The following is a 6,674-nucleotide window of genomic DNA, read 5'->3' as shown; positions in this document are numbered from 1 at the left end:
CTCCTTCGCGTACGTCTTTTCTCATGAATATCCTCCTTCGATGTCATAAGAAAAGCATACAAAAAAATGTAGGTAAACCAACAATTTTCAATTGCCGATTTCCTACATTTTAATACTGCCATTTACACCGTCCTCTTTAGCTTGATTTACATCAAATACAACTTCTCCGTCTTCAGTACTTGTTATGTATTTTTCTAATACTTCTTGAGTTTCCTCAAAGTCACTATTTTCATCAACTTTTTTGTCTGAGGCTTGAGCACTAACACTGCTTACACCACTACACAATAAAATTGCAGTCATAAAAGTTAAAAAGACTTTCTTCAAAACACATTCTCCTCTTCAATTAATTTAATATCTAAGATTAAACATTAAAAATATAGTCTAAAACCATAAATATGAAATGTCTTCACCACTGTACCAAAAATTCCCTAAAATTAAATAATTTCGTATATTCTCTTTTGTCAAAATAATCTGTCTAAATATCTTTCCATTATCGTCCAATTAATAACCGTTAATTGGACGATTTTACCATACGTCAAATCGTCCTTTATTCATATAGATTGAGTCCAAAAACATGTATAATAATCAATGTATATATTATTCAAAAGTACATGGGTTTTTGAACGATGCCATGCACTGTGAGATCAGATTTAGTAAGAGTGATAGGGGATAATACCTGTTTCATGTAATAAAACGGATTAGAAAGGAGTCAAAATATGACTAAAGTAGGTTATGCGCGGGTCAGTACCCGCAATCAGAACTTGAATAGCCAAATTGATATACTGAAATCTGCTGGATATTACCGAATACTCTCTGAGAAGGTAGGAGGTCGTAAAACTAACAGAACCGAATTGGATATCTGTTTGGATTACTTGCGGACAGAGGACACCCTGGGCGTTACGGGATTGGATTGGTTGGTTCGGACCACGAGGCAACCCGCTCACGGGCCCGATCGGCAGATGCCCCGGATTACGCAAGAGAAAGCGGTAATGATTGGATCCCTTTATCAGAGCAAGCAGCTCTCTATTAAAGAGATTATGAAACTGGCAGGGGTCTCAAAGGGGACCATATATAATGTGATCAATCATCACCAGCGAACGGTTTAGATCGATTAATTCCAATTGATCGACCTAAATAGAACCTTGATGCTTAAAAACTTTAGCCAGTATGAACATTATCATCCAGATTATTAAACCAGACGAAATGAAAATCATAAATACCAGAAGAATATCCTGTAAAGATGTGACTGGATACCAGCCGCTTAATAATAGAACTGGAAAAAGCGTGCCCAACATAATGGAGAAGTGAACGGCACTTTGTTTCGTTAAACTCCATTGATCTATATTATAAATCACTGTCGTTGCGCCTAGAATCAATAGTACAAGACCCCCAAAGAAAAGGTCATTAGATTCCGCTAGTTTACCTTGTAGGTAAAGTGCTGAAGCAAAAGCTTCCATAATTATAAAAGGAATGCCACCCCTTAAAAGACCCTTTTTAATAAGCATCATAATCCACACCCCTTGATCAACCATAATTTGGATTTAATTTATAATGTGACAAACAGCGTGCAGGATACGTAGACAAACATCATCAAATTATTCTTGTCATTAAGAAGAAATGAAATTCCTTTAATTCGAATTTAAATCTTCAAGTATAATTTCAATCATTTTCTCCTCGGTAACATCCCTTTTTATAGCCTTTTCATTTTCCAAACCAATAAAATCTTTAGCAGTAAACCAAGACTGCATCTCTTTTGCTCCAAAATCAGTGAAGGGTTTTGAATTATGTCTTAAAAGTGTTTCTTCAAAAGGTAAATCGTAATAATAAGCAAATGTTTTTTCAACTTTGCTCAATGACTGTCTCAACATAGAACCATATTTGTTTTCAGCCAAAATCCCTTCTAGAATTACATAATCACAATTAGAAATACCATAACTCAATATATTATCGATTAACCCAATCGCTAAATTATTTGGTCTATCTTTAACTTTAAGCATTTCTCGTCTCACAATATCTTGTGAGATTAAAAGAGTGCCACTGCCTAAAATATTATGTAATTTATTGGCTACAACAGTTTTGCCGCTACCAGAATTGCCTCTGATCAAAATAACGATGGACATAGGATCCTCCTTATCATTAGCAGTGTTTTATGTCTAACTTATCTTTGAGGTACAACAATGTTAAATTGAGCAATGAGAAATGATCTATTTTTAAATTACTCTCCTTTATTAGTATACTATCAATAGCAGTTTAATATAGTGAAAGTTCAAATAAATCAATAAAATATATATCCATCTTAAACAAAGTGAGGAGATTAGTTGGGTTATCTAAGTATTTTGTTAACCATATTATTTTTCACGATGCTTCTGTTATTTGTAAGTAATTCATCATTGTTTAATTCAAATAGAAATAACGCTAAAGATTCGCCAGCTAATATTTTTCTTAAGGAAATTTTAGGAATTGAGATAATAGTATTCATTCTCATTTTAATACTGCAACTCTAAAAAAGACTATTGTTTCCAATGGAGTAATTACTTAGCGATGTGCAGTACATTTTATGCTGAGAAAGTATTTGGAAGGGAAAAGCAACTTTGAATAAAATAAAAAGCCGGTAGGCTAGTTCTGTGAGATTACTTGCCTACCGACAGTTTTTTGAATCTTTAGGGTTGCCGTTGGTTCACACCAAAAGGAAATTGGAATAAATATTATGATATTCTGAAAAAAAGGAGGAGAAGGTATGGAAGACAAGTCTAAAAATAAAGATGGAGACTTTGTTTGGTCTTTTTTGGATAAATTTTTTGGGATTCCTTTTGGAGTTTTAGCTTTGGTCTTTTTAATTCTTAGTATTATTTTGTTGTTTGTTATAGTTTTTTAAACGAAAATTTTTCGTTAGAAAAATCGAGTTCTTCTTATCTTGATACTATCTGTCTGATCTCTGATTGGAGTGTGTACTATCAGAAAATAATATAAATATTTTGAAGATAGATCTAATAGTCCTATCAGAGCCTGTTATTTTAGAGTATCTTTAAACTCGAACCGATTGAATGTAAAAATCTGTCTGCATGATTTTTATATCTTAATTCCTTTTAGAAAAAATTTTATTTTCACTATTTTTTCATTCCGTTAAAATGACATGGACGTATCATTTTTTCTTATTCTTATCATCAAAAAAGCCAAAGGCGACGCTTAAAGAAATAATCAGAGCTAATATGAACATCCACATATAATATCCTCCCTTTCAATACTGCTTTTATTCAACAAAATGAGTAAAGACAATATAAAATGAGCTCAGCTGAGTCATTCCTTACCTTCATCAATTTGCTTGAAGGATTAACCACGTCTAACTTCGATTGATCACCTCAGTACCTGCTATCCAATCATAAACATTCTTCCTTTTTTTATTTGTGAAAGGAATTATTAGATATGTTAATATTGCAAGATTTACAGCGTTTAGGATTATATAAACGGTAATTTCAGAAAGGTTAGAAGGAAGCATTAATCGGCATACACCAAAGTGCGCAATCTCCCAAGGAAGAAACTTGACCAACGTTCGCAAAGCAGAACGGCCAACACCAATGCGGTGGCCGAAAGCGTCAACAACGCGGATGCCCAATTTCTTTTTTCCTAATGTCCCTTGCCATTTAGAACATTCACACAAAATGAGGTAGAGTGAAACTGGCAATGTTATCATAAAAAAAGCCTGTAAGTTCAGCTGTTACCGGCGAGTTAGAGAATAGTGGTTCAATATATGGATGGAATATGAACGAAATGGTGCCTACAACAAATATTCCATATACAACGATAACAACGTAATCTAAAAAGAATGCGTATATACGTCTTTTAAATGGCGAGTAAGACATAGAAGTGCCCTCCTTTTCACTAACTTTTACTTAAATGATATATGCCGATAGATTCTATCTGCTTCCTTGACCTTTATGGTAGTCTACATATAAAGATAAATCTATTTCAATTTTATGAATAATATAAAATATTAATGGTGCGTACGAATCCGATGTATAGATCTTTAAGATTCCAACTACGGGAAGCCCTCGTAGCGGCTTGAGCTGAAAAGAAAGGAAGATATATGGAAATGCAACTGCTGATGATTGTACTGCCGGTCTTTTTGATATTTGGAGCAGGGTATATCGCCCAAAAGATATTGAAGATGGATATAAAATCCGTATCTGCCTTATCACTTTACATATTACTGCCGATTCTGACATTCAACACATTCTATACTAATGAAATCACAATGGACTATTTTCACTTGTTTACCTTCACCCTCATCATTACAGCTATTCTAGGTGGGGTGACGATTATAATCGGCTACTTCCTGAAAGCTGATAGGGAGGAGATGTCGGCGATGCTGCTGGGTAATCTTTTTCCAAATAGCGGGAACTATGGTTCGCCTGTTGTATTGTTCGCAATCGGCGCAACGGCGTTCGACTATGCCATAGTGCTGATGGTACTACATGGTTTCCTAATCAGTACCATTGGGATATTCATCGCTTCTTTCGGAACCGGGGCTTTGATAACTGTACGAGAAGCGATTGTGAACGTATTTAAGATTCCAGTCATTTATGGCGCCTTGGCTGGCATACTGCTTCAGGTGTTTGACGTTACAGTTGACGATAAACTCATGGAGATGTCAGAAATGACAGGGGATGCTGCGATCCCCGTAGTAATGCTCATACTGGGCATGCAGCTGGCCCAGATTACCAAAGAAAAATTCAAAATGAAGAATATCACAGCGGTAACGGTTGTCAGGATGATTATTGCACCTTTAGTGGCAGCTGTACTGGTCCTGTTTATGCCTGTCGATGATACGATGAAGATGGTATTCGTCATCCTCAACGCGATGCCGGTGGCTGCCAATTCGACGATGCTTGCGGTTCAATTCAATGTAAAACCCAATCTTGTCTCCTTTTCTACATTAGTCACTACGTTGATCAGCCTTATCACGATACCAATATGTCTATATCTGATTGGCATATAAAATAAGAATAAGGGGGGGACAATCAGAGTTTTTGCTGATTGTCCTCCCCTTATTGAATTCATCTAGCGCATACAATGTTCTATCACTTTATCCAGCAATTTTGGAGTGATTTCAAAGGCATTTTTCCGGTGTAGCCGTTCAGTCAGCTTGTGCGGGTCTTTGCCGAACGGTCCTATATTGATGAAGGGGGCCTGCAGTTTCTGCATTTCTTCGAATGGAATGCTGTAGGTCCTTCCCCATACCGGTGTGTTGGATTTGTACGATTCCCAACTGTCATCATAATTATCGTATGTTACATAGCTTAAGTCCGATATGCCGTTGAAGTAGTGGATTTCTTTTGGCTCAATACCATGATTTTCCGTCAAAAATTCATTCGTCAGTGACGCGAGGCTTCTGACCAACGGTTCTTCAGAGGCATTGACTGCCGGGTAGAAAGGCGGTGCAAAGAGCGTCACGGCGAGTGGCGCGAGTTCCTTGCAGTATGTGACCATCCTGTTGGCGATATGAAGGGATTTTTCACGATCGTCGAGATCGCTGCGGTCCACATATTCGGAGATGATCGACTCAACCTTCTCTGACCCATATTTATCAGCCATATAGTCATGGAGCGCTTTATACGACAGGGTTCTGATGGTGCCCACAGGATGGACACCTTCTCTGTTGCATAGGCTTTCATAGTGCTTTTGGCATTCATCCATGGTTTCTTCAACAAGGTTATGGTAGGTGTTGAATATATCGGCAGCATTCTGTTTCATGGTGAATACATTATAGAGAGTCGCCACATGATTCGATGTTTGGGCAGAGTACTCCTCTTTCAGATCATAATATTTAAGTGTAATCGGAAGAGGTGTCTTTTCACCGTACTCCTCTTCAGAAAAAGCGTCGCTGAATTCCATCTTCTGACTCATGAATGAGGCCATATAGTGTGCATTCAAGCCCCTGAGTGGTTCGCCGACATGCGTTTCGACGCCGTAGAAAAGGGCGGAAGGCATTATTTTGCCGATGGATCCAGAGTAGAAATAATAATTTGGGTCATCGGGATATTGGGTGAAGCTAGGCTCACTGTTCAGGAACAGTGAAAAATCGAGATCATTTTCAATACGGATGCCATCCAATCTTTCGATTGCAGCGCGCATGCCTGCGGAATCCACTTCTTCATCAGGCACCGTCACGAGCAGAAGGTTTATCGGCCATTCTTCTTCTATCGCCTTTTCAATCAGATGGATATGCAGTGCCAGACCTGCTTTCATATCCATGGCGCCCCGACCGAACAGATATTCATCGGATTGGATGTCATTCTGTATATCTTCAGGAAAATCGCTGATTCTTTCCTTGAAGTGCTTAATGAGTTTTTCCGGTACAAATGCAAGTTGGCTATTTGAACCGAACTCCTTTGTATGGACGGTGTCGAAATGACTGATCAGCACAATCGTTTTCTGGGCATCCGAGTTCTTATACAGGGCACTCAAGGCATTGCGCCCCTTACCGGCATCATGCAAGGTGATAAAGCCCGGGTTCGTCATATAATATTCCAGCCGGGATAATTCTTTCTTTAAATTAAAAGGGAATTCTATTTCCCCTTGTGTGCCCGACCGGCTCTCCCAAGAGACTAGGCGGCACAGGAGATCTTCTATTTGTTCAGGTGATTGCCAAAGCATAATTTTCCTCCTAAATCTGG

7 protein-coding genes and 1 pseudogene are annotated in these 6,674 nt (G+C 37.9%); 3 read left to right on the top strand and 5 right to left on the bottom strand.

Going from position 1 to position 6,674, the window contains the following annotated elements; translation table 11 throughout:
• Nucleotides 1-102: 102 nt before the first annotated feature.
• Nucleotides 103-324 carry a hypothetical protein gene (locus ABD734_RS01715; protein WP_344700892.1) on the bottom strand — a complete coding sequence of 74 codons (222 nt, stop codon included), beginning with the start codon at nucleotides 322-324 and terminating at the stop codon, nucleotides 103-105.
• A gap of 392 nt (nucleotides 325-716) precedes the next feature.
• Here ABD734_RS01715 and ABD734_RS01710 point away from each other — a divergent pair.
• Nucleotides 717-935: pseudogene (locus ABD734_RS01710) on the top strand (recombinase family protein); the annotation flags it as partial.
• Between the two features lie 195 nt (nucleotides 936-1,130).
• Here ABD734_RS01710 and ABD734_RS01705 read toward each other — a convergent pair.
• Nucleotides 1,131-1,508 carry a DUF3021 family protein gene (locus ABD734_RS01705; RefSeq protein ID WP_344700891.1) on the bottom strand — a complete coding sequence of 126 codons (378 nt, stop codon included), beginning with the start codon at nucleotides 1,506-1,508 and terminating at the stop codon, nucleotides 1,131-1,133.
• Nucleotides 1,509-1,628: 120 nt separating this feature from the next.
• Nucleotides 1,629-2,120, bottom strand: a complete 492-nt coding sequence (locus ABD734_RS01700) for an AAA family ATPase (RefSeq protein ID WP_344700890.1) — start codon at nucleotides 2,118-2,120, stop codon at nucleotides 1,629-1,631.
• Between the two features lie 617 nt (nucleotides 2,121-2,737).
• On the opposite strand from ABD734_RS01700, the gene ABD734_RS01695 reads away from it, so the two are divergent.
• The gene (locus ABD734_RS01695; protein WP_344700889.1) at nucleotides 2,738-2,875 is read left to right on the top strand and encodes a hypothetical protein; all 138 of its coding nucleotides are present in this window, start codon (nucleotides 2,738-2,740) and stop codon (nucleotides 2,873-2,875) included.
• Between the two features lie 465 nt (nucleotides 2,876-3,340).
• Here the strand turns inward: ABD734_RS01695 and ABD734_RS01690 are convergent, their stop codons facing one another.
• Nucleotides 3,341-3,691, bottom strand: coding sequence for an RDD family protein (locus ABD734_RS01690; RefSeq protein WP_344700888.1), 351 nt, complete (start codon nucleotides 3,689-3,691; stop codon nucleotides 3,341-3,343).
• A 393-nt stretch (nucleotides 3,692-4,084) separates the two neighbouring features.
• Here ABD734_RS01690 and ABD734_RS01685 point away from each other — a divergent pair, with 393 nt between their 5' ends.
• Entirely contained in the window at nucleotides 4,085-4,996 is a 912-nt protein-coding gene (locus ABD734_RS01685; RefSeq protein ID WP_344700887.1) for an AEC family transporter, read from the top strand.
• Between the two features lie 62 nt (nucleotides 4,997-5,058).
• Here ABD734_RS01685 and ABD734_RS01680 read toward each other — a convergent pair whose 3' ends face one another.
• Nucleotides 5,059-6,654 (bottom strand): M20/M25/M40 family metallo-hydrolase, encoded by a 1,596-nt coding sequence (locus ABD734_RS01680; RefSeq protein ID WP_344700886.1) that lies wholly within the window; start codon nucleotides 6,652-6,654, stop codon nucleotides 5,059-5,061.
• Nucleotides 6,655-6,674: the final 20 nt, after the last annotated feature.

The organism is Salinicoccus jeotgali, assembly GCF_039538805.1.
Lineage (GTDB): Bacteria > Bacillota > Bacilli > Staphylococcales > Salinicoccaceae > Salinicoccus > Salinicoccus jeotgali.
The sequence above is the reverse complement of the archived record's forward strand: the minus strand, read 5'-3'. Positions and strand labels throughout refer to the sequence as shown.